This is a genomic window from Pandoraea sp. ISTKB, assembly GCF_001721285.1.
Lineage (GTDB): Bacteria > Pseudomonadota > Gammaproteobacteria > Burkholderiales > Burkholderiaceae > Pandoraea > Pandoraea capi.
This window is the reverse complement of the sequence record NZ_MAOS01000067.1, coordinates 1-24,970: the sequence shown is the minus strand read 5'-3', so window position 1 is coordinate 24,970 and position 24,970 is coordinate 1. Positions and strand designations below refer to the sequence as shown.

Below are 24,970 nucleotides of genomic sequence, written 5' to 3'. Positions count from 1 at the left end.
ACCAACGACCCCCACCATGTCAAGGTGGTGCTCTAACCAACTGAGCTACGAGCCTACTGCAAGAGAACGAGATTCTAGCAAGGTTTCGTCACATCGCCAAGCGATTATTGTGCCTGCCGATCAAAAACCGCATCAAACAAGGCTTTCACGCGTTGCTGCATCGCAAGATCAAGCGCGTGAAATGGCTCGGTCGGCCGTCAAAACCGCCGACCGAGCCACCCCGCGACAACGCATCGCCTATCGCCTATCGCCTATCGCCTATCGCCTATCGCCTATCGCTTAACGCTTAACGCCGGCGCGACGACACCACCCCCGTCACCCCGGTTAGTTGCGCCAACGCACGCTGCAACTGACCGCCATCACGCACTTCCACGGTGAATTGCATGAAAGCCTGCGCCCCGCGAGATTGCGTGCTGACGCCTGTCACATTGAGCTTTTCCCGCGAAAACACTTCGGAGATATCCCGCAGCAACCCCTGACGGTCGGTCGCCTCGATCTGAATATCAACCGGATACGCGGCGACCCCACGCCCTTCCAGCACATCGGACGACCAGGCCGTCTGAATCACACGCTCCGGCGAACGCGCCTTCATCGCCTGGAAACTATTGCAGTCCTGCCGGTGAATCGACACGCCCTTGCCGCGCGTGACGAACCCGACGATCGGATCGGGCGGTGCGGGTCGGCAGCACTTCGCCAATTGCGTGAGCAACGCGCCCACGCCGACCACCAGCACACCGCTCTTCGCGCCCTGCGCCACGCTCGTGTCGAGACTCTTCTTGGCAACGAGCGTATCTTCGTCACGCGGCTCCGGCCCCGGCAAGTTGCCGGACAACGCCTGCTCCACGTGACGCAGACTGAACTCGTCCTTCGCGATGGACGCGTAAAGATCGTCCGGCGTGCGAAAGCCGAGACGCGCTGCCAGTTCCTCAAGATTGACGGACGTCTTGCCTTCGCGCTGCAACGTCTTGTCGACCAGCGTACGGCCCTGCGCGATCGTCTCTTCGAGGTCGATGGCGTTGAACCACTGCCGCACCTTCTGACGCGCACGATGGCTCTGCAAATACCCTAGCTGCGAATTGAGCCAATCCCGCGACGGCCCACCCTGCTTGACCGTGACGATCTCGACCGTCTGCCCGTTTTGCAGCGGCGTATTGAGCGGCACCATCGCGCCATCCACGCGAGCGCCACGGCAGCGATGCCCCAGCTCCGAGTGCAGGTGATAGGCAAAGTCGACCGGCGTCGCGCCCTGCGGCAACGAAATGACACGCGCCTGCGGCGTCAGCACATAGATGTGGTCATCGATGGTCGCCCGCTTGAGCTGCTCCCACGGCTGCACCGCACCTTCGGCACCGACGGTATCGGCAACATCGTCCTTCCATGCGAGCAATTGACGCAGCCACGCGATCTTCTCGTCGTAGGCCTCGTTCGCCGAAAACGCGCCGCCATAACCGCGCTGCCCGGCTTCCTTGTAGCGCCAGTGCGCCGCGATGCCGTACTCGGCAAAGTGGTGCATTTCGTGCGTCCGGATCTGCACCTCGAACGCCCGCCCGTCGTCACCAATCACTACCGTATGCAACGACTTGTAGCCGTTGGGTTTCGGACGCGAGATGTAATCGTCGAACTCTTTCGGAATCGGCTGCCACAGGTTATGGACGATGCCCAGCACCGTGTAGCAATCCTTGATGTCTTCGACGATCACGCGAAACGCCCGCACGTCGTAAAGCTCGGCAAAATCGACCGCCTTGCCGCGCATCTTCTTCCAGATGCTGTAGATGTGCTTGGGCCGCCCCGACACTTCGGCCTTCACTTCGGCGCGCGCCAGTTCATCCTGAAGACGCTGAATCGCGCCTTCGATGAACGTCTGCCGCTCGACGCGCTTTTCCTCCAGCAGCTTGGCGATCTGCTTGTAGGTCACCGGCTCCAGAAAGCGGAACGCGAGATCCTCGAGCTCCCACTTCAGTTGCCAGATGCCAAGGCGGTTCGCCAGCGGCGCATAGATTTCAAGCACCTCGTGCGGCATGTCCTCCGGCGGCGCCTTCTTTTCGGCGGCATACCAGCGCAGGGATTGCAGACGCGACGCCAGCCGGATCATCACGACACGGATGTCCTGAGCGAACGCCAGCAGCATCTTGCGCAAGCCTTCGACCTGCGACTTGCGCTCCGCCGAGGCGTCGCGATCGCGCCCGTCGGACGGCATCGCCTGCGCAGCACGGGCGCCCGCACCTGACAGACGTTGCAGCTTGCGCACATCGATCACGAGCGCAGCCACTTCCGCGCCAAACTTCTGCGTCAGTGTGGTTTGCGGATCCGGGAGGAATTCGACGGCAGAGAAAAGCGCCGCCGCCTGATGCGTCGCCTCGTCGACACGCAACGTGTCGAGAATCGCGATCATGCCGCGCGCATGCGCCATGATCGGCTCGCCGGACGAGAGCACGTTCTCGCCGCACAGCGTCGCGGCGAACGCGAGGGCGTCGTCGAGTGTGGCGGGCAAAGGTGCATCACCCACACCCGGCGTCGAGGGCGACCCTGTGGATGTCGGTGCTTGGTGTTGGTTCATGTCGGAACGCGGGGCGACCAGCGCCCCGGATATTGCGGGTCGCGCACTCAGCTTTCGCGCTGGGCGGCCACGACCACGATTTCAACGAGCATGGCAGGATCGGCGAGCAATGCCTGCACCGTGGCGCGCGGGGGGGCGTTACCGGCCGGCACCCACTCGTCCCACACCTGATTCATTTCACCGAAGTACTTCATGTCCGAGATGAAAATCTGGCAGGACAGAATCAGCGACTTGTCGCTGTTGGCCTCGCCGAGCAGACGGTCGATATGCGCGAGGACCTGACGCGTCTGACCGGCCATGTCCTGCGAGCGGTCATCGGGGGTCTGGCCGGCCAGATATACGGTGCCATTGTGCACGGCCATGTCCGACCAGCGCTTTTCGACGTAAAAACGTTGTACTGCCATGATGTAAAACTCCTCGTGTTCTTCTGACTTCGGATAAGCCACCGCACGTCGCCGCCAAGGCGAGCATCAGTCGGCATATCCCTCAAAAAACCGGCGTGCGATCTCGATCTGATCCGCATGCACGAATGTCGGCGCGTGACCCACGCCGGGGATTTCCACGGCGCGCGCATGTTGCGCGTGCGCCAGCATCTGTTCTTGCGTCTTACGTGAAAGCAGATCCGACTGCTCCCCCCGCACGACCAGCGTGCGGCCCGGGAACGCCGCCAGCGATGCCCAGAGCATGGCCTCGCCGGCCGCAATGGCCTCGGGCGGAATTGCCGCGAATGCCGCACCGATGGACGGATCGTAACGCAGCACATAACCGTCGCCATCGGCCTTGAGCAGCGGTTCGCTAAGACCAAGCCACTCCTCTCGCGTATGCGGCCCGAACGCCGACGAAATCGACCAGAGATAATCGGCGCCTTCGTCCAATGTGGCAAAACGCTTCGGAATGCCGACATATTGACCGATGCGTGCGAGTGCCCCCGCATCGATATGAGGCCCCACGTCATTGAGCAACAAGTTGCGAATCGGCGTGTCCGGCAGTCCCGCGAGCCCCATGCCGATGAGCCCGCCCATCGACGTACCGAACCAATCCACCGTCGCCACACCGAGTCGCGCAATCAACGTCACCATGTCCGACACGTATTGCGGCACCACGTAGCCTGCGGGATTCGCCAGCCAGGACGATTGCCCGCGCCCCACGACATCGGGACACACCACACGGTAGTCGTTCGCAAACACATTCGCCAGCGCGTCAAAATCGCGGCCACACCGCGTGAGACCGTGGACGCAGACCAATACCCGGGGATTGTCAGGGTCGCCCCATTCCGCGTAGGCCATGCGATGCAACCCGGAAGGACTCAGACACTGAACGTTCGATAGACGCGGCACGTGGCTCGGCATGACAGGCTCATCGGATCGGTTTCCAGACCCGAATTCTACCGCGCTTGCCGCGAACCGTAAGCTAGAATGAGGTCACTCATGAGTCGCATTGCGCCGCACCCTGCGGCCGCACTCATGGAACGCACTCATCGAACGCAGCTTCCTCCCCCACCCTCCTCCCGCACGGAGACGATGCAATGCTGAAAGGAAAAATCGCCCTCGTGACCGGCTCGACCAGCGGCATCGGTCTGGGCATGGCACAGGCGCTTGCCGCACAGGGCGCCACGCTCATCACGAACGGCTTCGGCGACGCCGACGCGGCACGCGCCGCCATCACCGCCGCAGCGGCCAAGGCTGGCCACACGGGCACACAGGTCGGCTATCACGGTGCGGACATGAGCCGCGCCAGCGAGATCGAGGCGATGATGCAATACGCCGAATCCGAGTTCGGCGGCGTGGACATTCTGGTGAACAACGCGGGCATTCAGCACGTCGCGGAAATTCAGGATTTTCCGACGGACAAATGGGACGCGATCATTGCCATCAACCTGACGTCCGCCTTTCACACCACGCGACTTGCTTTGCCTGGCATGCGCACCCGCAACTGGGGGCGCATCATCAACATTGCGTCGGTACACGGTCTTGTCGGATCGGCTGGCAAATCAGCATACGTGGCAGCCAAGCACGGCATTGTCGGCCTGACCAAGGTCACGGCGCTGGAAAACGCACAGACCGGCGTGACGGCGAACGCCATTTGCCCGGGATTCGTCCTCACGCCGCTCGTGCAGAAGCAGGTGGACGATCGCGCGGCACGAGACAAGCTCTCCGGCGACGAAGCGAAGCGCTCACTGCTTGGCGAGAAACAGCCGTCGGGTGAGTTCGTTACCCCCGAACAACTTGGCGCCCTTGCGGTCTTCCTGTGCAGCGAAGCCGCGGCGCAGGTGCGTGGCGCCGCGTGGAACATGGACGGCGGCTGGGTCGCGCAATGAGACTGCGATACTGTCGGCGCTATCAGTCGACGCCATAAGTTGGCGATATCGAAAAAATAAAACGGGCGGGGAAATCCCCGCCCGCTTTGCATTTGACGAACCAACTTCCTACTCGCACAGGCCGCCGGGGTTCAACAACTGCGGCAACCCACCCTTCGTCAATCGCGCGCTACGACCTGCTCAACGGCCAACTCCCGCCGAGCGTGCGCAGCGCTTCGCCCAACGTCAGACAGCGCTCGTATCGAGCGGTGCGCCGGTCTTCTGCGAGATTTCTTCCTTCGTCACGCCCGGTGCCAGCTCAGCCACCTTCAAGCCATCCGGCGTCACATCGATCACGCCCAGGTCGGTAATGATGCGGTTGACCACACCAACGCCCGTCAACGGCAGATCGCAAGCCTTGAGAATCTTGTGGGCATCGCCCTTGGCAACGTGCTCCATGAGCACGACCACGCGGCCGACGCCAGCGACGAGATCCATCGCGCCGCCCATCCCCTTGATCATCTTGCCCGGGATCATCCAGTTGGCGAGATCACCCTTTTCGCTGACCTGCATCGCCCCGAGAATTGCCAGATTGATGTGACCGCCGCGAATCATCGCGAACGAGTCGGCCGATGAGAAGATCGACGAACCGGGCAGCGTCGTCACCGTCTGCTTGCCTGCGTTGATCATGTCGGCGTCGACTTCGTCTTCCGTCGGGAACGGGCCGATACCGAGCAGACCGTTTTCCGATTGCAGCCAGACTTCCATACCGTCCGGCACATGGTTCGCCACCAGTGTGGGCAAGCCGATACCGAGGTTCACGTAGAAGCCATCTTCAAGCTCACGCGCCGCGCGAGCCGCCATTTCATCACGATTCCATGCCATGGTTATCTCCTTGATCTCGGCGCTTACTTGGCACGTACCGTGCGCTGTTCGATGCGTTTTTCCGGATGCGCGTTCAGCACGATGCGTTGAACGAAGATCCCCGGCAGATGCACGTCGTCCGGATCGATCGAACCGGTTTCCACCAGTTCCTCGACTTCGACGATCGTGATCTTGCCGGCCATGGCGGCCATCGGGTTGAAGTTACGGGCGGTGCGATTGAACACAAGGTTGCCGGCGCGATCGGCCTTGGCCGCTTTCACCAGCGCGACGTCGGCGCGCAGCGAGCGCTCCATGATGTATGTCTCGCCGTCGAACTCTCGCGTGTCCTTCCCTTCGGCCACGACAGTACCCACACCGGTCTTCGTAAAGAACGCCGGAATGCCCGCGCCGCCAGCGCGCAGCTTCTCGGCCAGCGTGCCTTGCGGCGTGAATTCCAGCTCGAGTTCGCCCGCCAGATACTGGCGCTCGAATTCCTTGTTCTCGCCCACGTACGACGAAATCATCTTCTTGATCTGACGCGTCTCGAGCAGCAGACCGAGGCCAAAACCATCGACGCCGGCATTGTTGCTGATACAGGTGAGCCCCTTGACGCCCGAGTCGCGCAGCGCGGCGATCAGGGCCTCCGGAATGCCACACAGGCCGAAGCCACCGACGGCGAGCGTTTGCCCGTCTGCGACGACACCGGCGAGCGCCTCCTTGGCGCTGGCGTATACCTTGTTCATCGTTTGTCCCTTTCCCTCGGTTGAGAATTGAAATTATGCCGCGCTCTCACGCGTTGCGAGACTCGCGCGAACCCTCGAAATGCCACCGTCCACGCGCCTCATGCAACCACAGAGCTTACGGTGCCGCGCAAATGGGGCACAATACGTGAAATTACATATCTTCCCGCGCGCCGCGCCGCAACACGCGGCGAAGCCGCACGTGACCGACCGGATCGTACTTCCCCCATGCCGACGTTCGACTACCAGACAGCCTTTCACATCGCACCAGTGGGTCTGGTCATCTCACGCCAGCGCATCATCGAAGACTGTAACCGCCAGCTCGGCAAGATTTTCGGTTACGACCACGAAGCGCTGATCGGCCAATCCTTTCAGGTGTTGTATCCGTCGCCGAAAGAGTTCGAGCGCATCGGCGAGCGCATCCCTCCCATCATGAGCACACAGGGCGTCTATTCGGACGAGCGCATCATGCGTCGCGCCAACGGCGAATTGTTCTGGTGCCATGTCACCGGCCGCTCACTCGACGTGAACGATCCCCATGCTGCCGGTCTGTGGACCTTCGAGGACATTTCGGCCACGCGACGCGTCGCCGTCGCCCTGACCGCCCGTGAGCGCGAAATCGCTGCACAACTGGTGCAAGGCAAGACGAGCAAACAGATCGGCAAGATCCTCGAGATCAGCCCGCGCACCGTCGACATTTATCGGGCGCGCCTGATGCAAAAATACGGCGCCGGCACGGCGACCGAACTTGTCCAGCGACTACTCGGCAACTAACCCCAATCTCCCCCGTGCATCACGGGGGTGGAGGGGGCGGGAACATTACTCCCCGGCAAACAAGGTCCTTACGGCCTGCGGCAACGGTACCGACTTCTCGGCCTGATAGTTCACCCATACGATCTTGGCGCCGCCCTCGGCCACGAGGACGTCGGGCAGATCGGCGCGGCGCAGTTCGAAGCGCGTGTCGACGCTGCTGCGCCCGGGTTCACCGATGAACATACGGCAGTCGATATCGCCCGGGTAACGCAACTGACGCAGAAACGTCATATTCGCGTTGACGATGACCGGCCCCTCTCCCGTCTCACGCTCTTCCGACGCGATATCGAGCGTCTCGAGCCACGAAATACGCACCTGCTCCATGTAGCGGAAGTACACGGTGTTGTTGACATGCCCGAAGGCATCCATATCGCCCCAGCGAATGGGCATGCTCATTCGGAAGACTTCCTTGAACTCTGACGACACTGCAAATTCCTCATGATCAAAAACAGCGCCCTGCCGAGAAATGACAAGGCGTCATGAGAATGAAGTGTAGCGCCTCGGCCCGGGCGGTGCGCGTCACGCCATGGGGATTGGCTTCGAGAAGGTGTCTTTTCAGATTTGCTGGAGAGCGCCGCCTCGGAAGATTCCGAAGCGGCGGCGCGGGATCGGCCCGAGGCCGTGAGCGCTACTTGCGAACGCCGCCGGCCTGGGTCGGGGTCTGGGGCTTGCTGGCCATCGAATCGTCCTTGACCGCGGCTTCCGCCTTTTCGACCAGATCCCGCCCGACGAGCGCCTTCCACTTGGCATAGACCGGACGCGTTGCATCGACAAAGCGCTGACGCTGCTCGGGCGTCAGTCGGGTGACCTTCACACCGCGCGCCTCCAGTTCATCCCACATGCCCTGCCCGGTGCTCAGCAGATCCTCGCGAGCGAGCGTCACTTCGAAGCGGGCCGCTTCCATCGCTGCATCGCGCACGATGTCTCGATCCTGCGGCGACCAGCTATCCCAGACTTGCCGATTGACCACGAAGACGATCGGGTCGGCCACGTAATCCCACACGGTGATGTAGCGCTGTCCGGCCGTATCGAGCTTGGCGTTGTTGAAAATCGTGATCGGATTTTCCTGACCGTCGATCTTGCGCGCGCGCAGCGCGCGAATCGCCTCACCCCACGTCATCTGGGTCGGCGCCGCGCCCAATGCCGTGAAAATGTCGTTGAACAGCAGGGAGCCCACCACACGGAAACGCAGCCCGCGCATATCGTCCGGCGATCGGATCGCACGCCGCGAATTGCTCAGTTGGCGAAAGCCGTTTTCCCCCCACGCAAGCGGCACGACGCCCTGCTCTTCCACGCGACGAAACAGCTCGCGCCCGACGTCGCCCTGTGTCAGCGCGTCGACGGAACGATAGCCGCGCAGCAGGAACGGTAGCGAGAAAACGTTGAACTCCGGAATGGCCGACGACCAGTTGATCGTGGACCCCACGGCCATGTCGATGACCCCCTGACGCAACGCCGTGAACTCGCGCGTCTGGTCGCCGCCCATGAGCGTGGCGTTGGGATGCAGTCGAATGTTGATGCGCCCGTGAGTCCGCTCGCGCACCATGTCCGCCCAGAGTTGGGTGCCTTTGCCCCAGGGCGTGCCCGTATCGGGCACGATCGACAGCGTGTATTCGGCCTTGTAGGGTTGCGCAGCCACCGGCAGCGCGATTGCGGCGAGGGCAAGCGCGACTCCGACGAGCCCCCGCCAGCCTTGATTACGCATGTTGTCCTCGAGATGATTCGGGATCCGACGTCAACACGACGCCATTCGCGATTCCCGTAAACGTCCCGAAATTATGCGCTCGTCGTCATGAAGCTGACTGCCTCGGACAATCCCCGATTGCCGCGTGACGACTGGCCTGCGCAATCGGGAAAATCGTCTCGCGATCGGCGCGGATCGGGCGCCGCCATCGGCCCGCCCGGCCTGTCTTCACCATCTCAGCCGATGGCCAGACCGTCGTCGATGGTCATGATGGAGCCGTTGATAAATCGGGAATCGTCTGAAGCCAGAAGCAGAATCAGCCCATCGAGATCGCCCGGCTCACCCACTCGCTGACGCGGCAACATCTGAATCAGTTTGCGCCCGGCTTCAGTCTGCCAATGATCGTGATTGATTTCGGTGTCGATATAGCCCGGGCACAGCGCATTCACATTGATGTTGAAGCGCCCCCATTCGAGCGCCATCGAGCGCGTCATGTGAATGACCGCCGCTTTGCTCATGCAGTAGACGCCCAGCATGGATATCGCCCGCTGCCCGGCCACCGACGCCACATTGATGATTCGATGCTGTCGCTGCGGATCCCCCTTGCTGCGGCGGATCATGCGCTTGGCGACTTCCTGTGCGACGAAGAACGCACCACGGGTGTTCGTGTCGACGACGTAGTCGTAGTCCTGCGGCGTCACATCGACCAGCTTCTGCTGTGTCGACACCCCGGAATTATTGATCAGAATATCGATGGCCCCGGCTTCGGTCTCCGCGTGAGCGACGCCCGCGCGAATGCTGTCGTAATCGGTCACATCGAGCGGCACAACATGGGCAGCGCCGCCCTGCGACTCGATTTCCGCCCGCAACTCCTTGAGCCGCTCCACGCGGCGGCTGGCCAGCACGACTTTGGCCCCCGCCTGCGCCAGCACCTTGGCGAACTGCATGCCAAGCCCGCTCGACGCCCCCGTGACCATGGCGACTTTGCCCTCCAGATTCAGCGAACGACCCATCTTGTTCTCCCTCGTGCCTGGACCTGCATTGAACTACGGCGTTGCCGCAAGGCCCGCCGCTAGAGCTTCCTACCTACCAAACCGAACGATCGTGCTATTAATATGCGGTTGCGAGGTGAACCCCATTCCCGGAAAATGGCCGCACCCACGAATTCTAACGTTTATAACAGGAGCATCAATGGATCCCAAGCTGCTTGAGCAGTACGGCCCGAGGGAGTCGATGGAATATGACGTCGTCGTTGTTGGCGGCGGTCCGGCCGGCCTGTCCACGGCTATCCGATTGAAGCAACGCGCTCAGGAAGCGGGCAAGGATATTTCCGTTTGTGTGCTGGAAAAAGGCTCGGAAATCGGCGCCCATATTCTCTCCGGCGCCGTGATGGATCCGCGAGCGCTCACTGAACTCATCCCCAACTGGAAGGAACTCGGCGCCCCCCTCGACACCCCCGTGGTCGAAGACCGTTTCCTGTTCCTGAACGAAACCGGTGCGACGGCCACCCCGTCATGGCTGCTGCCCGCCTGCTTCCAGAACCATGGGAACTACGTCATCAGCCTGGGCAATGTCGTGCGCTGGCTGGGCCAGCAAGCCGAAGCGCTGGGCGTCGAAATCTTCCCGGGCTTCCCCGCCGCCGAGATCCTGTACGACGAGAACGGCGCGGTGATGGGCGTGGCGACCGGCAACATGGGCGTGGGCAAGGACGGCGAGCCGACCGAAAACTTCCAGCTCGGCATGGAGTTGCACGCCAAGTACACGATCTTCTCGGAAGGGGCGCGTGGCAGCCTCGGCCGTCAGTTGATGCGCAAGTTCAACCTCGACGATGGCCGCGATCCGCAGGCCTACGGTCTGGGGATCAAGGAATTGTGGGAAATCGATCCGTCCAAGCACAAGGAAGGCCTCGTCATCCACACCGCCGGCTGGCCGCTTAACGCGCAGACTTATGGCGGCTCGTTCCTTTATCACCTGCCGAACAATCAAGTCGCCGTCGGCTTCATCGTCGGTCTGGACTACAGCAACCCGTATCTGTCGCCGTTCGAAGAATTCCAGCGCTACAAGACACACCCGTCGATCCGCCACTTCCTCGAAGGTGGCAAGCGGGTCTCGTATGGCGCGCGCGCCATTACGGCCGGTGGCCTGCTGGCCTTGCCGAAGCTGGTCTTCAAGGGTGGCGCGCTGGTCGGCTGCGAAGCCGGTTTCCTGAACGTGAGCCGCATCAAGGGCAGCCACGCCGCGATCAAGAGCGGCATGATGGCCGCCGATGCGGCATTCGATGCGTTGGCGGCGGACCGTCAGCGTGACGAGTTGAGCGCCTACCCGGTCGCGTTCGAACAGTCGTGGCTGCATGAAGAGTTGAACAAGGCCCGCAACTTCAAGCAGTGGTTCAAGAAGGGGCTGACGGTCGCCACACTGATGACCGGCATCGAGCAAAAGCTGCTGGGCGGCAAGATGCCCTGGACGATTCACCGCAAGAAGGCCGATCACGAATCGCTTCTGCCGGCCGCGCAATGCCAGCCGATCGTCTATCCGAAGCCGGACGGCAAGCTCACGTTCGATCGTCTCTCTTCGGTGTTCATCTCGAACACCAACCATGAAGAGAATCAGCCGGCGCACCTGACGCTCAAGGATCCGAGCGTGCCCGTCGGCATCAACCTGAGCGAGTATGCCGGTCCGGAGCAACGCTATTGCCCGGCAGGCGTGTATGAATTCGTGAAGAACGACGACGATTCGGAGCGCTTGCAGATCAACGCGCAGAACTGCGTGCACTGCAAGACTTGCGACATCAAGGACCCGACGCAGAATATCGTGTGGGTCACGCCGGAAGGTGGCGGCGGGCCGAACTACCCGAATATGTGATGTTGTGATGCCGCCGGTTCGTCCGGCGGTTTTTGTTTGGACGTCGATGTTGACGTCGCCCGGGCAACTCGCCCGAACTGCAAGTGTCGAATTGACTCCGAATCAACGCCAAAGGCAAGGAGGCATGATGTCGAGCATTTCCTCAAGACTTTCGGGTGTGGCACTGGCCGGCACGCTCGCGCTTGCGGCAGGTGCCGCGCAGGCCAAGACGGTGAGCTACTTGTGCGATAACTCGCATGTCGCGGTGGTCGTCTATGACGATCACAATCTCGGCGGCAACGTGACGCTCTATTGGATGGGTCAGCGCGAAGTGCTCAAACCCGCACGCGCAGCAAGCGGCGAAAAGCACGTGGGACGCACCCTCATCTGGTGGAGCAAAGGCCCGGAAGGCACGCTTTATACAGCGAAGGATGAACGTCCCATCACGCAGTGCCGTGAGTGATTCGGTCGCGCGGCCCGTGCAGACGTAAAAAAACGCCAGACAATCTATTGTCTGGCGTTTTTCTTTGACGCTCGCTACGAGGACTAACGTACGAGGACTAAGGCATCGAAAGCTCGGCGCCCGGCCAGCCCTCCTGCGCGATTACTCCGGTGCGCGCGCCGGAATGACCGGCGTTTCGATATGCACGTCGCCGCATTGGGCACGGTGGCGCAGCGCATGATCGATCAGCACGAGGGCCAACAGTGCCTCGGCAATCGGCGTGGCACGAATGCCGACACACGGATCGTGACGACCAAATGTCTCCACCGTCGACGGCTGCCCTGCCACATCGATCGATCGACGTGGCGTGCGAATGCTCGACGTCGGCTTGATCGCAATCGAGACGTCGATGTCCTGCCCCGTCGAAATACCACCGAGAATGCCACCGGCATTGTTGCCGACGAAGCCTTCCGGCGTCAGTTCGTCGCCATGCTCGGAGCCCTTTTGCGTCACGCTGCGAAAGCCCGCGCCGATCTCCACGCCCTTGACGGCATTCAGGCCCATCATGGCGTGCGCAATGTCGGCGTCGAGACGATCGAACAGCGGCTCGCCCAGGCCGACCGGCACACCGGTCGCCACGACGCGCAGCTTCGCGCCCACGGAATCGCCCGCTTTGCGCAAGTCGTCCATATACGTTTCCAACTGCGGGACAACGTCGGCATTCGCAGCAAAGAACGGGTTCTGCGACACCTGCGCCCAATCGGTCTGCGGAATCTCCACGTCACCGAGTTGCGTCATGCAACCGCGCACCTGCACGCCATAACGCTCGGCAAGCCACTTCTTCGCCACAGCGCCAGCGGCCACCACAGGTGCCGTAAGGCGAGCAGACGAACGGCCGCCGCCGCGATAATCGCGCACGCCGTACTTCTGCAAATAGGTGTAATCGGCATGTCCGGGACGGAAAGTCTGGACGATGTTGCCGTAGTCCTTGCTGCGTTGATCCGTGTTGCGGATAAGCAAGGCGATGGGGGTGCCCGTCGTCACGCCCTCGAACACGCCCGAGAGAATCTCGACAGCATCCGGCTCGTTACGTTGCGTGACGTGCCGGGACGTGCCCGGGCGTCGGCGATCCAGTTCGATCTGAATGTCGGCTTCCGTCAACGCCATTCCCGGCGGGCAGCCATCGATGACACAGCCGATGGCCGGGCCATGCGATTCGCCGAAAGTGGTCACGGTAAACAGGGTTCCAAGCGTATTGCCAGACATACGGGGATCAGGTTGGGGTGGGACGGAAAGACTCTATTATACCGGCCAGGGGCCGCGCAGCTTGAGCACCTTGTCGCGCAACGACTCCGGCGTGGCCTGGGCCGGCGCAACCGGTTCACCGATCACCAGCTCCAGTCGATTCAGAATGCCGCGTTTGAACGGACGCGTCATCGCCGCCCCGCCGTGCCGGGAGAAGAAACTGCCCCAGAGCCCGCGCAACGCCATCGGCACGACCGGCACCGGCGAGCGCTCGATAATGCGTTGCACGCCTTGCCGGAAAACTTGCAGATCCCCCGACGCAGTCAACTTGCCCTCGGGGAAGATGCAAACTACCTCGCCTGCCTCAAGCGCGTTGGCAATTTGCTCATAGGCCCGCTCGAGCCCGGCCGCATCCTCATGGGCTGGCGCAATCGGAATTGCGCCCACGGTCCGGAAGAACCACGAGAGCACAGGGATGCGAAAAATCCGTTGATCCATCACGAAACGCACGGGACGCCGGATCGACGCGCCAATGACAACCGCGTCGGCAAAACTCACGTGATTGCACACGAGCACACAGGGCCCCTCATCGGGAATCTGCTCGGCGCCTTTGACGTCGATGCGGTAGATCGTGTGCAGCATGAGCCACATGACGAACCGGATCAGGAATTCCGGCAACAGCGTGTACAGATAGACGGCGACCAATGCGTTGAGGATCCCCGTCACCAGATACAGCTGATCGATCGTGAACCCGGCCTTGGTGAGCGCCATCGCCATGAGCGCGGACACGACCATGAACAGCGCGTTGAGAATATTGTTGGCCGCGATGATGCGAGCCCGATGCGACGGTTTGCTGCGACTCTGGATCAGCGCATACAACGGCACGCTGTAAAAGCCACCGAACATCGCCAGCAGGAACAGATCCGCCAGCACACGCCAGTGAGCAGGCCGCGAAACGAACTCGCCGACCGTCAAGAGCGACGCCCCTGCGGCACCGCCACGGCTTGCGAAATACAGATCGACGGCAAAGACCGTCATGCCGATCGAGCCGAACGGCACCAGCCCGATTTCCACCTTGCCGCCGGAGAGGCGTTCGCACAATAGCGAGCCCACGCCAATGCCCACGGAGAACATGGCAAGGAGCAACGTGACGACGTCCGGACTCGCGCCGAGTACGTCGCGCGCGAAATTGAAGAACGAGGCGAGGAACGTTGCACCGAGAAACCAGAGCCAGGAAATGCCGAGCAGGCTCTGAAATACCGCGCGATCCTCACGCGCAATACGTAGATTTCGCCACGTCTCGCTGAACGGGTTCCAGTTGATGCGCAGATCCGGTTGCGCGGCCGGCGTTTGCGGCACCCACGTCGATACGACGCGCCCCAACACGGCGACGCCGATGCACACGCCTGCGATCCAGGGCAGCGCGCCGGCCCCTGCGCCCGCCATCTCTCCCCCGATGATCGTGCCCAGAAGAATCGCCACGAACGTGCCCATTTCGACAAGTCCGTTCCCTCCGACCAGTTCATGGTTGGCGAGATGCTGAGGCAAATAGGCGTATTTCACCGGTCCAAACAGGGTCGAATGCAGCCCCATCAGGAAGGTGCAGGTATAGAGAAGCGGCGCGCTCGTCCAGACGAAACCGGCCGCCCCCACTACCATGATGGCGATTTCCAGCGTCTTGACGAATCGAATCAGACGCGCCTTGTCCCACTTGTCGGCAATCTGTCCGCTAGTCGCCGAAAACAGCAGGAACGGCGCAATGAAAATCGCCGAAATCAGGAACGCGGCCGTCTTGCCGTCGACGTCCTGAAACAGCGATGCGTGGTAGGTGACAAGCGACGTGAACGCGATTTTGAACACGTTGTCGTTCATCGCGCCCAGAAACTGCGTCCAGAAGAACGGCGCGAACCGACGCTCTCTCAGCAGTCGTGATTGGTGGCCGTCGCCGCGAGCCTCGCGCTGACTGGCCTCACTCACTTTGCGTTTTCCGCTTCCTCGGCAGGCCAGTCGCGAATGTAGGCCTTAAGCATGCGGTTCTCGAAGGATTGCTCCTCGACGACCGCACGCGCCACGTCGTAGAACGAAATCACGCCCATGAGCGTGCGGTTCTCCATGACGGGCAAATAACGGGCGTGACGCTCGAGCATCATGCGGCGCACTTCGTTCACGTCGGTCTCGGGCGTGCACGTGAGCGGATGGTCATCCATGATCTTGCGAATCGTGGAGCCGCCGACCGTGCCACCGTTCTTGCTGATCGTGTTGATGATTTCGCGGAACGTGAGCATGCCCACAAGATCGCCGAACTCCATGACGACCAGCGAACCGATGTCGTGCTCCGCCATCGTGTCGACGGCATCGGCCAGCGACGTTTCCGGGGTCACGGTGAAAAGGGTGTTGCCCTTTACTTTCAGAATGTCAGACACACGCATGGCACACACTCCTCATTGTGTTGCTCGGGCAATTCGCGGTACCTCGCAGCAATTCGCGCCGATGTGCGACGAAGCGCTCTCGCCGAACTTCGGCTTGCGAGACGGATGACCGACGCGTACGCCCGTTGTCTCCGCGTCAAATAGGGATTGAAACCTGTTCGATGGATGCTATCGGAAAGCGTCCGAAAAGGAAAGGTGAAAGACGCTCGCATGACCGCTCGGCGCGGGTTTTCAGGCGATTCCGCACCCGTGATAAGACAACACCTTACCCCCGACATCGGACAACACCGCAATTTCCCTGATGGGCCAGATAAAGGCTGCCGGAGCGCACGAAGGTGGTGCTAGGATTGCCGTATACGTAAAGCCTGCATCACGAGTCAGCCCGGTCAGCGCTCATCACTCAAGCGCCCACTTCACGCCATCAGCGAGGCCCTCTCCGACATGTCAGTTCCGCACTTCGACACGCTTGCCCTGCACGCCGGGGCCGCTCCCGATCCTGCCACCGGCGCACGCGCCACGCCGATTTACCAGACCACGTCGTTCGTTTTCTCCGATGCCGATCAGGCTGCCGCCCTGTTCAACATGGAGCGGGCCGGACATGTGTACTCGCGCATATCCAACCCGACCAATGCCGTATTCGAAGAGCGCATGGCCGCACTGGAAAACGGCGTCGGCGCCATCGCGACAGCAAGCGGTCAGGCCGCATTGCATCTGGCCATCGCCACGCTGATGGGTGCGGGCTCGCACATCGTCGCGTCAAGTGCGCTCTATGGCGGCTCACATAATCTGCTGCATTACACGCTGCGCCGTTTCGGCATCGAAACGACCTTCGTTCGCCCCGGCGATCTGGACGCGTGGCGCGCCGCGGTCCGGCCGGAAACGCGTCTGTTCTTCGGCGAAACGCTCGGCAACCCGGGGCTCGACGTGCTCGATATCGCCCAAGTCGCCGGCATTGCGCACGACGCCGGTGTGCCGCTGCTTGTCGACAGTACGTTCACTACGCCGTGGCTCATCCAGCCGTTCGCGCATGGGGCTGACTTCGTCTATCACTCGGCGACCAAGTTTCTGGGCGGACATGGCACGACCATCGGGGGCGTGCTGATCGACGGCGGAACCTTCGATTTCGAGAAGAGCGGCAAATTTCCCGAGCTGACCGAACCGTACGACGGCTTCCATGGCATGGTCTTCGCCGAAGAAAGCTCCGTTGCCCCCTTCCTGCTGCGCGCACGTCGCGAAGGATTGCGCGACTTCGGCGCGTGCCTGCATCCGCAAGCGGCATGGCAACTATTGCAGGGTGTCGAGACGTTGCCGCTTCGCATGGCGCGACATGTCGACAACGCACGCCGTGTGGTGGAATTTCTGGCGGGTCACGAAGCGGTGGCCAGTGTGGCCTACCCCGAGTTGCCATCGCACCCGGACTACGCGCTGGCCAAGCGACTGCTGCCTCGCGGCGCCGGTGCGGTGTTCAGCTTCAATCTGAACGGCGATCGTGAAGCCGGCAAGCGTTTCATCGAGTCGCTGCAACTGTTCTCCCATCTGGCAAATGTGGGAGATGCCCGCTCGCTAGTCATTCACCCGGCGTCCACGACACACTTCCGCATGGACGCTGCCGCTCTCGCCGCTGCGGGGATCGGCGAAGGCACGGTGCGTCTTTCCATTGGGCTCGAAGACCCCGACGACCTGATCCAGGACCTCAAGCGCGGCCTGAAGGCAGCCGTCAAATCGTCCACGAAGGGGCAGGCCCGATGAACTTCGAAATCGCAGGCAACAACCTTTACGCCTATACGGCGGGCAAGGCGATGAACCCCGCGCAGCCCACGGTCGTCTTTCTGCATGGCGCGCAACACGATCACAGTGTCTGGGGCTTGCAAAGCCGGTACCTCGCGCATCACGGCATGAACGTACTCGCCCTCGATCTGCCCGGACATCATCGAAGCACCGGGGCGCCCCTCGAAACCATTGGCGAGATGGCGGACCGCGTGGTCGATGTACTGAATGCCGCCGGTATCGAGCGTGCCGTCTGGGTCGGTCACAGCATGGGATCGCTGATCGCGCTGGACGCCGCGGCGCGACACCCCGACCGCGTCTCGCGCATCGCGCTCGTCGGCACGGCGTATCCGATGAAGGTCTCCGACACGCTACTCACGGCCGCCGCAGAACGCGAGCCCGAGGCCATCGCACTCGTCAACGCGTGGTCCCATAGCACGCTCGCGGCCAAACCCTCGGCGCCGGGCCCGGGATTCTGGACGTGGGGCGGCAATCAGCGATTGATGGAGCGCGTGGCGCAGCGCAATCCGGCGAAGGTGTTCCTGACGGATTTCATCGCCTGTAATTCGTACGATCTGGGTACGGAGGGGATCGCGAGCATCCAATGTCCGGTGCTTGCCGTGTTAGGGCGGCGTGACCAGATGACACCGCCGCGCGCAGCACAGGCGTTGCTCGACGCCTTGCGCAACGCGGGTGCCCCGGTAACGGTGGAGATCGTCAACGCGGGGCACGCGATCATGACGGAGCAACCGGACGCCCTGCTCGATGCCCTCAAGCGATTCGTGCGAGACTGAGCGCGTCACCTTCGCCATTCAGGACAAGGAGGCTTGCCATGACCGAGGAACAGAAGCCCGCACCGTCGGCGCAAACCTTTGACCGGTTTGCAGACTTTTACCCGTTTTATCTCGGTGAGCACCGCAACGCCACCTGCCGTCGTCTGCACTTCGTCGGCTCGTGGGGTGTTATCGCCTTGCTGGTGACGTTCGCCGTGACAGGCAATGCCTGGTGGCTGCTCGCGGCGGTGGTATGCGGTTACGCGTTCGCCTGGGTCGGTCACTTCTTCTTCGAAAAGAACCGCCCAGCCACCTTCCGCCATCCGATCTACAGCCTGATGGGCGACTGGGTAATGTTTCGCGATATCTGCGTGGGCCGCATCAAACTTTAGCGCGCAGACGGATGGGGCTCGCGTTCGCGATCCGTGCGTGCCTTATCTGCCGCATCTGCCACATCTGCCGCGACGCCTTCGCCGTCATCGTTGACGTCGCCATCGTCGCTATCGTCATTGGCGTCGCTGACCGAAGGGTCACGCGGCAAGGCGTCGGCCAGCGGCACATCCCACTTGCCTTCGCGCAGGATGTCGGCCACGTGGGCACCATCGAGCGCGTGACGCTCCATCTGCCGCGCCAGTTCGTCGACGTTGAGCGCCAGTTGGGCCACCAGCGGTGAGAGCGTGGTCGTGCGTGGATTGGCTAACAGCAGCCATCGCTCGGCGGGAGGCTGCATGGTGAGACGCCCCACCCACCCCATGCGCTCAAGCCGACAAAGCAGGTCGTTGGCGTGCTCCAGACTCGTGCGCATGGTGCGCGCCAGTTGCTGTGTCGTGAACCCGCCGCCGCCGGCTTCACGGTCCTGATTGAGCAGATGGATGAGCGTGAGGCCATCGAGCAGATCGCTGCCCGGGAAGCGCGGATACTGGAAATGTCCAAGCCGCAACGCCGGCAATACGGACGTGATCGTCGCACCTAACAGTGCCACCAGCCACGACAGGTAAATCCATAGCAGGAAGATCGGCACCGCCGCGAATGCCCCATAGACGGCCGTGTAGGTCGGGAATTGACGGATGTACATGCCGAAGCCGCGCTTGGTCAGATCGAATGCCAGCGCCGCCACCACACCGCCGACCAGCGCATCGCGCCAGTCCACCTTGCAGTTCGGCATGTAGACGTACATCAGCATGAACGCCACGCTCGTGAGCGCCAGCGGAATCAGGCTCAGCATTGACGCCACCGCAGGCGGCAGTGTGCTCACCAGCGACATCGACTGGCTAAAGACGTACGAACTGATCGACAGACTCACGCCGAACAGCAGCGGCCCGAGCGTGAGGAGACTCCAGTAGATGAGCAGACGTTGCGCCAGCGGACGCGGACGCGGCACGCGCCAGATCACGTTGAATGCCGATTCGATCGTCATCAACGTCAACACGGCCGTGACCAGCAAACCGATCAGGCCGAATGCCGTCAGGCTTTTTGCCTTCGACGCGAACTGATTGAGATAGTTGAAGATCTGCGCGTTGACGCTCTCCGGCATCAGATGTTCGAGCAGGAAGCCCTGCAAGGCGTCGCGAAACGAATTGAAAATCGGGAAGGCCGTGAACAGCGCAAACGTCACGGCGAACAGCGGGACGATCGACAGGATCGAAGTGAACGTCAGACTGCCTGCGACTTGCGGAATCCGGTCGTCCTGCGCCCGCGCAAGCGCGTACGTCAACAGTTGGCGAACGTTATTCCAGTTGATGCGGGACAGTTTGAGCAAATCGGGCTCCGTAGTGAATGCCGGCGCGGTGTCACCACGCGCAAGGGAACGTGCGAACGTGGGAACGCGGGAGAGTCATGCGTCGAACGTACGTCAACGATGCGCTTACGCACGCTGACATACCGTAACGCCATGAGGAACGCCCTATAATACCCGCACTTTTCGCGGGCTTTTCAGTCCGAACCCAATGTTTTGGCCGGTTCACCACCGACTCGACCGCTTCGATTTCATGACCGAAATTCTCGTCCTGTACTACAGCCGTCACGGCACGACCGCACAACTCGCGCAATGCATCGCTGCGGGCATCGACAGCGTGCCCGGCGCGCAGGCACGGGTGCGCACCGTTCCTGCCGTGTCGACGGTATGCGAAGCCAGCGCACCGGACATTCCCGATAGCGGCCCGCCTTATGTGGAACTGCGCGATCTCGAAGAGTGCGCCGGTCTGGCGCTGGGCTCCCCGACACGCTTCGGCAACATGGCCGCCGCGTTGAAATATTTCCTCGACGGCACCACGCCGCAGTGGCTCTCGGGCGCGCTCGCCGGCAAGCCGGCCTGCGTCTTCACGTCGAGCGCCAGCCTGCATGGCGGTCAGGAAAGCACGCTGCTGTCGATGATGATCCCGCTCTTGCACCACGGCATGTTGCTTATGGGCCTCCCCTACACGGAGCCTGCATTGTCCAGCACGCGCACCGGCGGCTCGCCTTACGGCGCGACACACTTCGCGCACGACGGCAACCCGCTCTCGGCAGACGAACGTCAATTGGCGTCGGCCCTCGGCGCGCGACTCGCACGCGCGGCCAGCAAGCTGGCAGAATAAGCGTTTGCTAAGCGTGAACGGCGGCGGCACCGATTTGCCGATGTCCCCTGTCGGGCGACGGATCGGAGATTGGCGTTAGCGGCCAGCGTTATAGGGTGGCGGTAACGGGTGGCGATAAGGGACGGCGAGCGAACAAGCGGCGCCACGCCCCCCCGGCCAGCCCGGTCACCACGCGCCATCACGCCTCACTCCGCAGTACTCAAGGCCCACGAGACAAGCCCATGACTGCTACACCGCCCGATCTGCCGCAAGACGTTACCCGTCAGGACACGCCCCCGCACACCTCGGCGAACCGCGCGCACTGGCTGCGACGCGTGAGCATCGCGAGTCTGCTGGCGTTGATTGCGCTGTCGGTGGCGTGGGAATTGTGGCTCGCGCCGCTGCGTCCCGGCGGCTCGTGGCTGGTGCTCAAGGCATTGCTTCTGTTGTTGCCGCTGCGCGGTGTGCTGCGCGGCAATCTGTACACGCTTCAATGGTCGAGCATGTTCATCCTGCTATTTCTCGCGGAAGGCGTAGTACGCGGGATGTCCGATACCGGGGCGTCCGCCTCACTGGCCTGGATCGAGACGGCGCTCTCGCTCGTCTTCTTTTTCGCCACGGTCTTTTACCTGCGCCCCTACAAGCGCGCGGCGAAAGCACGTGCGGCAGCCGCCCGTTAGCCGTCGCCCGCTATCGTTTCAGACCGCATCCACCGATCAGCCGTCACGCCGCTCACGTCTCCCACGTCCTCACGCTGCTCATGTCCGCGCCGTCAGCTTCGCCCGCCTCGACTGAATCAACAGCGGGCTGCGCGATCTCAGGCCAGGCAAGGCCCCCACTGCCATGAACCACGCCGAATTCCTCACCGCCTGCCGCGACCTGCTGGGACGTGACCATGTCCTGGAAGCGGCCACCGACACCAGCGCCTACCTCACGGATCAACGCAAGCGCTATGTCGGCAATGCCCTCGCCGTGCTGCGCCCGGCTGACGCAGCACAGACCGCCGCACTGGTGCGTCTGTGTGTCGCGCACGGTGTACCGATGGTGCCCCAAGGCGGTAACACAGGCCTCGCGGGAGGCGCGACACCCGATGCGAGCGGACGCCAGGTCGTCATCAGCCTGCGTCGTCTGGACCGCATCCGGCAAGTCGACGCCGATAACATGACCCTGACCGCCGAGGCTGGCTGCCTGCTCGCCAACGTGCAGGCAGCCGCCGCCGCAGTCGAACGACTCTTTCCGCTGAGCCTCGCGGCAGAAGGCAGTTGCACCATCGGTGGCAATCTCGCGACGAATGCGGGCGGCACCGCCGTGCTGCGTTACGGCAATGCGCGCGAATTGTGTCTCGGGCTCGAGGTCGTGACGCCACAAGGCGAGTTGTGGGACGGACTGCGCGGTCTGCGCAAGGACAATACCGGTTACGACCTGCGCGATCTCTTCATCGGCGCGGAAGGCACGCTCGGCCTCATTACCGCCGCGACGCTCAAGGTCTTCGCGCAGCCGGCGGCCCGCATGACTGCGCTTGCCGCACTCGACAGCCCTGCTGACGCCCTCGCGCTACTCAATCTCGCCCAACGCATGGCGGGTCCGTTGCTCACGGGCTTCGAGCTGATGTCGGACTTTTGCCTGAAGCTCGTCGCGACGGTGTTCGAGCAGCAGCGATACCCGTTCTCGCAACCGTACGCCCAGGCTGTCCTGCTGGAGCTTTCCGACAACGAGAGCGAAGCCCACGCCCGCGACCTGCTCGAGCGAGTGCTGAACGACGCCATCGAACAAGGGATCGTGCGCGACGCCGTTGTCGCGAGCAACCTCGCGCAGTCCAACGCGCTCTGGCATTTGCGCGAGAGCATTCCGCTCGCGCAATCGGCCACCGGCCTCAACATCAAGCACGATATCGCAGTGCCGGTCTCGCAAGTGCCTGCATTCATCGCGGCCACCGACCCCATCGTCCAACGCATCGCGCCCGGCGCTCGCATGGTGACGTTCGGCCATCTCGGCGACGGCAATCTGCACTACAACGTCATGGCGCCCGAAGGCGTCGATCCTGCCGCCTTCCTCAAACAGTTTCAGGCACCCGTGACGTCCGCCGTGCACGACAGCGTGCATGCGCATCGCGGCACCATCAGCGCGGAACATGGACTCGGTCAGTTCAAGCGCGAGGCGGCGGCCGCTTACAAATCGCCGGTAGAGCTTTCGCTGATGCGCGCGATCAAGACCGCCCTCGACCCGCTCGGCCTGATGAATCCTGGCAAGGTGCTGCCCGACTGAGTGATCAAGCGGACCCGCGTATTCGGGGCACGCAGCCTCGACCTCAGCCCCAACGCATCGCGCCAGGCGATTCGCATCAAGAAATCGCCAAAATTTGAAGAAATGTCGTCAATTTTGCGACAAAAAGCCGCGAAATACCGCCATTTTCTTTACATGGGTGCACCGAACCCCTAGAATGGCATCTTTCCAATTACGACGGAGTTTTCCGTGGGCAGTTGCTCTAGTAGCACGCAAGCGTCGGCAATGACCGGCGACGCGTTGGCCCGGTAACCCGCAGTCGTCCTCGACTGCCGCTGCCGGTCCCAATGCCGCAGCGGTAGTGCATCGATCGCACCGAGTTCCGATGACGCCAGCGTCATCCGCTTCTTCCGGCAGCGATCTCTCGATCTCGCAATCACGCGACTCGTTTTCCCGCATCTACCCCGCAGTTCAGCGTTTGTTTGACGGATGGGGACACCTCGTCCGGCACAAGGCACGCTCCAGGCGCTATTGCGCGTCCGACATCTCACCGTCGCTCGCATTCAGCACCGAAAGCCTGCCGACGCTTGCGTCGAATTCATGTATTGCATGGCGTCTCGTACGTTCTCGTCCCGGTTGACCCCGGACGGGGCCATCACGAGCCCCGATGCGACACATCGCCAAGCCCCGGCATCCGCCGTCTCAGGCCCTTGATTCAGGAGGACACCATGACGCTGCAAATGCTTATCCCCTCGCTGTTCGACCGCGCTCGCGCCCGGCTGGCGCCCAACGCCGCAGCCTCGACGCCAACCGCAGCCCAGGCCAGCGACGCACACCTGCCTCATTCGCCGCAGTACCGGCTGGTCGTCCTGACGCTGGCATCGAAGGCTGATACCATCGACGCGACCGTCCGCGACGCACTGCGCACCCAGCGCATTGCGCCGGAAATGGCGACCCGCACGGACCGCTCGGGCGGTTACCTGCTCGAACTCGATTACGTGCTGCGGTGCGAGCGCAATCGTCGCGCCGCGCTCGTGCACCTCGTCTCGACACTCGGCGACACCGCAGGCGTGCGCGCGATCCGCTGGGAAACGGCACCGAATCTCTCTGCACGCTAACCCAGTCGCTCCCTCGATCCGTCGGCCCGCCACATTTCGACGCTCCCGCGTCGTGGTGTGGCGGGCCGATTGTCTGTCAAGATTACGGACACACTCAAACCTGTACGTTCACGTACAGGTTGTGCTAATATTCGTGCCATCATTCGATCGGAGGCACGTTCATGCCCGCAGATCCTTCATCCCCAGCCTCATCACCCGACGTCGACACCTCGTTCGACGACACGTCAATGCTGAGCGTCGGCCAGGCGGCCGCTGCGCTCGGCGTCACGGCCCGCACGCTGAAGTACTACGAAGAGCTGAATCTCGTCGTTCCGGCCCGCAGCGGCGGACGTTACCGGATGTACACGCAAGCCGATCTGGCCACGTTCGGCCGCATCCTGCGCATGCGCTCGCTGGGCTTCTCGATTGCTGCCATCACGGAAATGCTCAAGCGGCCGCGCCGGATGGTCGAAGCCGGCAAGTCGCGCATGAATGAGGAAGACCTCCAGGTGGTGCGCGAGGCGCTGACGTCCCAACTCGACACCCTCCGGGAACGCACCGCACAGGTTCGACGCGAGTTGCGCGAGGCGGAAAAGCTCGAAGCCCAGATCGCACACGACCTCCAGTACATCGAGCAACGGCTT

Annotated in this window: 24 protein-coding genes; 12 read left to right on the top strand and 12 right to left on the bottom strand. The window is 62.4% G+C overall.

The genetic code is table 11. The features are described 5' to 3' along the window. Positions 1 to 286: 286 nt before the first annotated feature. The 3 genes from A9762_RS23485 to A9762_RS23475 all read right to left on the bottom strand — a co-directional run bounded on the left by A9762_RS23485 (position 287) and on the right by A9762_RS23475 (position 3,906). The gene (locus tag A9762_RS23485; protein ID WP_069344406.1) at positions 287 to 2,557 is read right to left on the bottom strand and encodes a bifunctional (p)ppGpp synthetase/guanosine-3',5'-bis(diphosphate) 3'-pyrophosphohydrolase; all 2,271 of its coding nucleotides are present in this window, start codon (positions 2,555 to 2,557) and stop codon (positions 287 to 289) included. Positions 2,558 to 2,604: 47 nt separating this feature from the next. Further along, complete coding sequence (locus A9762_RS23480; RefSeq protein WP_039397700.1) at positions 2,605 to 2,961, bottom strand: RidA family protein; 357 nt, start codon at positions 2,959 to 2,961, stop codon at positions 2,605 to 2,607. Positions 2,962 to 3,027: 66 nt separating this feature from the next. Continuing rightward, a complete protein-coding gene (locus A9762_RS23475) occupies positions 3,028 to 3,906 on the bottom strand; it encodes an alpha/beta fold hydrolase (protein ID WP_069344405.1) in 879 nt (292 codons plus the stop codon). Positions 3,907 to 4,082: 176 nt separating this feature from the next. On the opposite strand from A9762_RS23475, the gene A9762_RS23470 reads away from it, so the two are divergent. Next, the gene (locus A9762_RS23470) at positions 4,083 to 4,874 is read left to right on the top strand and encodes a 3-hydroxybutyrate dehydrogenase (RefSeq protein ID WP_069344404.1); all 792 of its coding nucleotides are present in this window, start codon (positions 4,083 to 4,085) and stop codon (positions 4,872 to 4,874) included. A 225-nt stretch (positions 4,875 to 5,099) separates the two neighbouring features. Here A9762_RS23470 and A9762_RS23465 read toward each other — a convergent pair whose 3' ends face one another. Together A9762_RS23465 and A9762_RS23460 are read right to left on the bottom strand one after the other, a co-directional pair. Next, positions 5,100 to 5,738 carry a CoA transferase subunit B gene (locus A9762_RS23465; RefSeq protein ID WP_069344403.1) on the bottom strand — a complete coding sequence of 213 codons (639 nt, stop codon included), beginning with the start codon at positions 5,736 to 5,738 and terminating at the stop codon, positions 5,100 to 5,102. Between the two features lie 23 nt (positions 5,739 to 5,761). Beyond that, a complete protein-coding gene (locus A9762_RS23460) occupies positions 5,762 to 6,460 on the bottom strand; it encodes a CoA transferase subunit A (protein WP_069344402.1) in 699 nt (232 codons plus the stop codon). Positions 6,461 to 6,685: 225 nt separating this feature from the next. On the opposite strand from A9762_RS23460, the gene A9762_RS23455 reads away from it, so the two are divergent. Continuing rightward, positions 6,686 to 7,231: a PAS and helix-turn-helix domain-containing protein gene (locus tag A9762_RS23455; protein WP_069344401.1), complete on the top strand. Its 546-nt coding sequence runs from the start codon at positions 6,686 to 6,688 to the stop codon at positions 7,229 to 7,231. Positions 7,232 to 7,276: 45 nt separating this feature from the next. On the opposite strand, the gene A9762_RS23450 is transcribed toward A9762_RS23455, so the two are convergent. The 3 genes from A9762_RS23450 to A9762_RS23440 form a co-directional block, all read right to left on the bottom strand. Beyond that, the gene (locus A9762_RS23450; RefSeq protein WP_139133362.1) at positions 7,277 to 7,696 is read right to left on the bottom strand and encodes a thioesterase family protein; all 420 of its coding nucleotides are present in this window, start codon (positions 7,694 to 7,696) and stop codon (positions 7,277 to 7,279) included. Positions 7,697 to 7,898: 202 nt separating this feature from the next. After that, positions 7,899 to 8,975 (bottom strand): DctP family TRAP transporter solute-binding subunit, encoded by a 1,077-nt coding sequence (locus tag A9762_RS23445; RefSeq protein WP_069344399.1) that lies wholly within the window; start codon positions 8,973 to 8,975, stop codon positions 7,899 to 7,901. Between the two features lie 215 nt (positions 8,976 to 9,190). After that, positions 9,191 to 9,967, bottom strand: a complete 777-nt coding sequence (locus A9762_RS23440; protein WP_069344398.1) for an SDR family oxidoreductase — start codon at positions 9,965 to 9,967, stop codon at positions 9,191 to 9,193. Between the two features lie 178 nt (positions 9,968 to 10,145). Here A9762_RS23440 and A9762_RS23435 point away from each other — a divergent pair, with 178 nt between their 5' ends. After that, positions 10,146 to 11,816 carry an electron transfer flavoprotein-ubiquinone oxidoreductase gene (locus tag A9762_RS23435; protein WP_069344397.1) on the top strand — a complete coding sequence of 557 codons (1,671 nt, stop codon included), beginning with the start codon at positions 10,146 to 10,148 and terminating at the stop codon, positions 11,814 to 11,816. Between the two features lie 127 nt (positions 11,817 to 11,943). After that, entirely contained in the window at positions 11,944 to 12,258 is a 315-nt protein-coding gene (locus tag A9762_RS23430; RefSeq protein WP_069344396.1) for an MliC family protein, read from the top strand. A gap of 141 nt (positions 12,259 to 12,399) precedes the next feature. On the opposite strand, the gene aroC is transcribed toward A9762_RS23430, so the two are convergent. The 3 genes from aroC to A9762_RS23415 are packed head-to-tail and all read right to left on the bottom strand — an operon-like array spanning position 12,400 to position 15,911. Further along, positions 12,400 to 13,503: a chorismate synthase gene (gene aroC, locus A9762_RS23425; protein ID WP_069344395.1), complete on the bottom strand. Its 1,104-nt coding sequence runs from the start codon at positions 13,501 to 13,503 to the stop codon at positions 12,400 to 12,402. Between the two features lie 36 nt (positions 13,504 to 13,539). Continuing rightward, positions 13,540 to 15,459, bottom strand: a complete 1,920-nt coding sequence (locus tag A9762_RS23420; RefSeq protein ID WP_069344394.1) for an MFS transporter — start codon at positions 15,457 to 15,459, stop codon at positions 13,540 to 13,542. After that, positions 15,456 to 15,911, bottom strand: a complete 456-nt coding sequence (locus A9762_RS23415; RefSeq protein ID WP_069344393.1) for a CBS domain-containing protein — start codon at positions 15,909 to 15,911, stop codon at positions 15,456 to 15,458. The genes A9762_RS23420 and A9762_RS23415 overlap by 4 nt, the downstream gene beginning before the upstream one ends. A 441-nt stretch (positions 15,912 to 16,352) precedes the next feature. On the opposite strand from A9762_RS23415, the gene A9762_RS23410 reads away from it, so the two are divergent. The 3 genes from A9762_RS23410 to A9762_RS23400 are packed head-to-tail and all read left to right on the top strand — an operon-like array spanning position 16,353 to position 18,843. Beyond that, positions 16,353 to 17,660, top strand: coding sequence for an O-acetylhomoserine aminocarboxypropyltransferase (locus A9762_RS23410; protein ID WP_069344392.1), 1,308 nt, complete (start codon positions 16,353 to 16,355; stop codon positions 17,658 to 17,660). Then, the gene (locus A9762_RS23405; RefSeq protein WP_069344391.1) at positions 17,657 to 18,472 is read left to right on the top strand and encodes an alpha/beta fold hydrolase; all 816 of its coding nucleotides are present in this window, start codon (positions 17,657 to 17,659) and stop codon (positions 18,470 to 18,472) included. Before A9762_RS23410 ends, A9762_RS23405 begins: the two co-directional genes overlap by 4 nt. A gap of 38 nt (positions 18,473 to 18,510) precedes the next feature. Then, on the top strand, positions 18,511 to 18,843 hold the full coding sequence (locus tag A9762_RS23400; RefSeq protein ID WP_069344390.1) for an Mpo1-like protein: 333 nt from the start codon (positions 18,511 to 18,513) through the stop codon (positions 18,841 to 18,843). On the opposite strand, the gene A9762_RS23395 is transcribed toward A9762_RS23400, so the two are convergent. After that, a complete protein-coding gene (locus A9762_RS23395; protein WP_240493686.1) occupies positions 18,840 to 20,210 on the bottom strand; it encodes a YihY family inner membrane protein in 1,371 nt (456 codons plus the stop codon). The two genes, A9762_RS23400 and A9762_RS23395, sit on opposite strands and share 4 nt — an antisense overlap. A gap of 229 nt (positions 20,211 to 20,439) precedes the next feature. On the opposite strand from A9762_RS23395, the gene wrbA reads away from it, so the two are divergent. The 5 genes from wrbA to A9762_RS23365 form a co-directional block, all read left to right on the top strand. Then, positions 20,440 to 21,027 carry an NAD(P)H:quinone oxidoreductase gene (gene wrbA, locus A9762_RS23390; protein ID WP_069344408.1) on the top strand — a complete coding sequence of 196 codons (588 nt, stop codon included), beginning with the start codon at positions 20,440 to 20,442 and terminating at the stop codon, positions 21,025 to 21,027. 221 nt (positions 21,028 to 21,248) lie between these two features. Beyond that, positions 21,249 to 21,686 (top strand): DUF2069 domain-containing protein, encoded by a 438-nt coding sequence (locus A9762_RS23385; RefSeq protein ID WP_083254228.1) that lies wholly within the window; start codon positions 21,249 to 21,251, stop codon positions 21,684 to 21,686. Between the two features lie 163 nt (positions 21,687 to 21,849). Next, positions 21,850 to 23,271 (top strand): FAD-binding oxidoreductase, encoded by a 1,422-nt coding sequence (locus tag A9762_RS23380; RefSeq protein ID WP_069344389.1) that lies wholly within the window; start codon positions 21,850 to 21,852, stop codon positions 23,269 to 23,271. A 686-nt stretch (positions 23,272 to 23,957) separates the two neighbouring features. Then, positions 23,958 to 24,347 (top strand): hypothetical protein, encoded by a 390-nt coding sequence (locus A9762_RS23370; RefSeq protein ID WP_069344387.1) that lies wholly within the window; start codon positions 23,958 to 23,960, stop codon positions 24,345 to 24,347. A gap of 161 nt (positions 24,348 to 24,508) precedes the next feature. Continuing rightward, positions 24,509 to 24,970, top strand: a 462-nt coding sequence (locus tag A9762_RS23365; RefSeq protein ID WP_083254230.1) for a MerR family transcriptional regulator, incomplete at its 3' end; no start/stop codon positions are given.

What these genes read in the sequence shown, in the direction of transcription:
- A9762_RS23430 (WP_069344396.1), top strand. Translation starts at nt 11,944, where the DNA reads ATGTCGAGCATTTCCTCAAGACTTTCGGGTGTGGCACTGGCCGGCACG.
- A9762_RS23475 (WP_069344405.1), bottom strand. Translation starts at nt 3,906, where the DNA reads ATGCCGAGCCACGTGCCGCGTCTATCGAACGTTCAGTGTCTGAGTCCT.
- A9762_RS23405 (WP_069344391.1), top strand. Translation starts at nt 17,657, where the DNA reads ATGAACTTCGAAATCGCAGGCAACAACCTTTACGCCTATACGGCGGGC.
- wrbA (WP_069344408.1), top strand. Translation starts at nt 20,440, where the DNA reads ATGACCGAAATTCTCGTCCTGTACTACAGCCGTCACGGCACGACCGCA.
- A9762_RS23370 (WP_069344387.1), top strand. Translation starts at nt 23,958, where the DNA reads ATGACGCTGCAAATGCTTATCCCCTCGCTGTTCGACCGCGCTCGCGCC.
- A9762_RS23465 (WP_069344403.1), bottom strand. Translation starts at nt 5,738, where the DNA reads ATGGCATGGAATCGTGATGAAATGGCGGCTCGCGCGGCGCGTGAGCTT.
- aroC (WP_069344395.1), bottom strand. Translation starts at nt 13,503, where the DNA reads ATGTCTGGCAATACGCTTGGAACCCTGTTTACCGTGACCACTTTCGGC.
- A9762_RS23480 (WP_039397700.1), bottom strand. Translation starts at nt 2,961, where the DNA reads ATGGCAGTACAACGTTTTTACGTCGAAAAGCGCTGGTCGGACATGGCC.
- A9762_RS23435 (WP_069344397.1), top strand. Translation starts at nt 10,146, where the DNA reads ATGGATCCCAAGCTGCTTGAGCAGTACGGCCCGAGGGAGTCGATGGAA.
- A9762_RS23445 (WP_069344399.1), bottom strand. Translation starts at nt 8,975, where the DNA reads ATGCGTAATCAAGGCTGGCGGGGGCTCGTCGGAGTCGCGCTTGCCCTC.
- A9762_RS23400 (WP_069344390.1), top strand. Translation starts at nt 18,511, where the DNA reads ATGACCGAGGAACAGAAGCCCGCACCGTCGGCGCAAACCTTTGACCGG.
- A9762_RS23385 (WP_083254228.1), top strand. Translation starts at nt 21,249, where the DNA reads ATGACTGCTACACCGCCCGATCTGCCGCAAGACGTTACCCGTCAGGAC.
- A9762_RS23470 (WP_069344404.1), top strand. Translation starts at nt 4,083, where the DNA reads ATGCTGAAAGGAAAAATCGCCCTCGTGACCGGCTCGACCAGCGGCATC.
- A9762_RS23485 (WP_069344406.1), bottom strand. Translation starts at nt 2,557, where the DNA reads ATGAACCAACACCAAGCACCGACATCCACAGGGTCGCCCTCGACGCCG.
- A9762_RS23380 (WP_069344389.1), top strand. Translation starts at nt 21,850, where the DNA reads ATGAACCACGCCGAATTCCTCACCGCCTGCCGCGACCTGCTGGGACGT.
- A9762_RS23410 (WP_069344392.1), top strand. Translation starts at nt 16,353, where the DNA reads ATGTCAGTTCCGCACTTCGACACGCTTGCCCTGCACGCCGGGGCCGCT.
- A9762_RS23440 (WP_069344398.1), bottom strand. Translation starts at nt 9,967, where the DNA reads ATGGGTCGTTCGCTGAATCTGGAGGGCAAAGTCGCCATGGTCACGGGG.
- A9762_RS23455 (WP_069344401.1), top strand. Translation starts at nt 6,686, where the DNA reads ATGCCGACGTTCGACTACCAGACAGCCTTTCACATCGCACCAGTGGGT.
- A9762_RS23460 (WP_069344402.1), bottom strand. Translation starts at nt 6,460, where the DNA reads ATGAACAAGGTATACGCCAGCGCCAAGGAGGCGCTCGCCGGTGTCGTC.
- A9762_RS23415 (WP_069344393.1), bottom strand. Translation starts at nt 15,911, where the DNA reads ATGCGTGTGTCTGACATTCTGAAAGTAAAGGGCAACACCCTTTTCACC.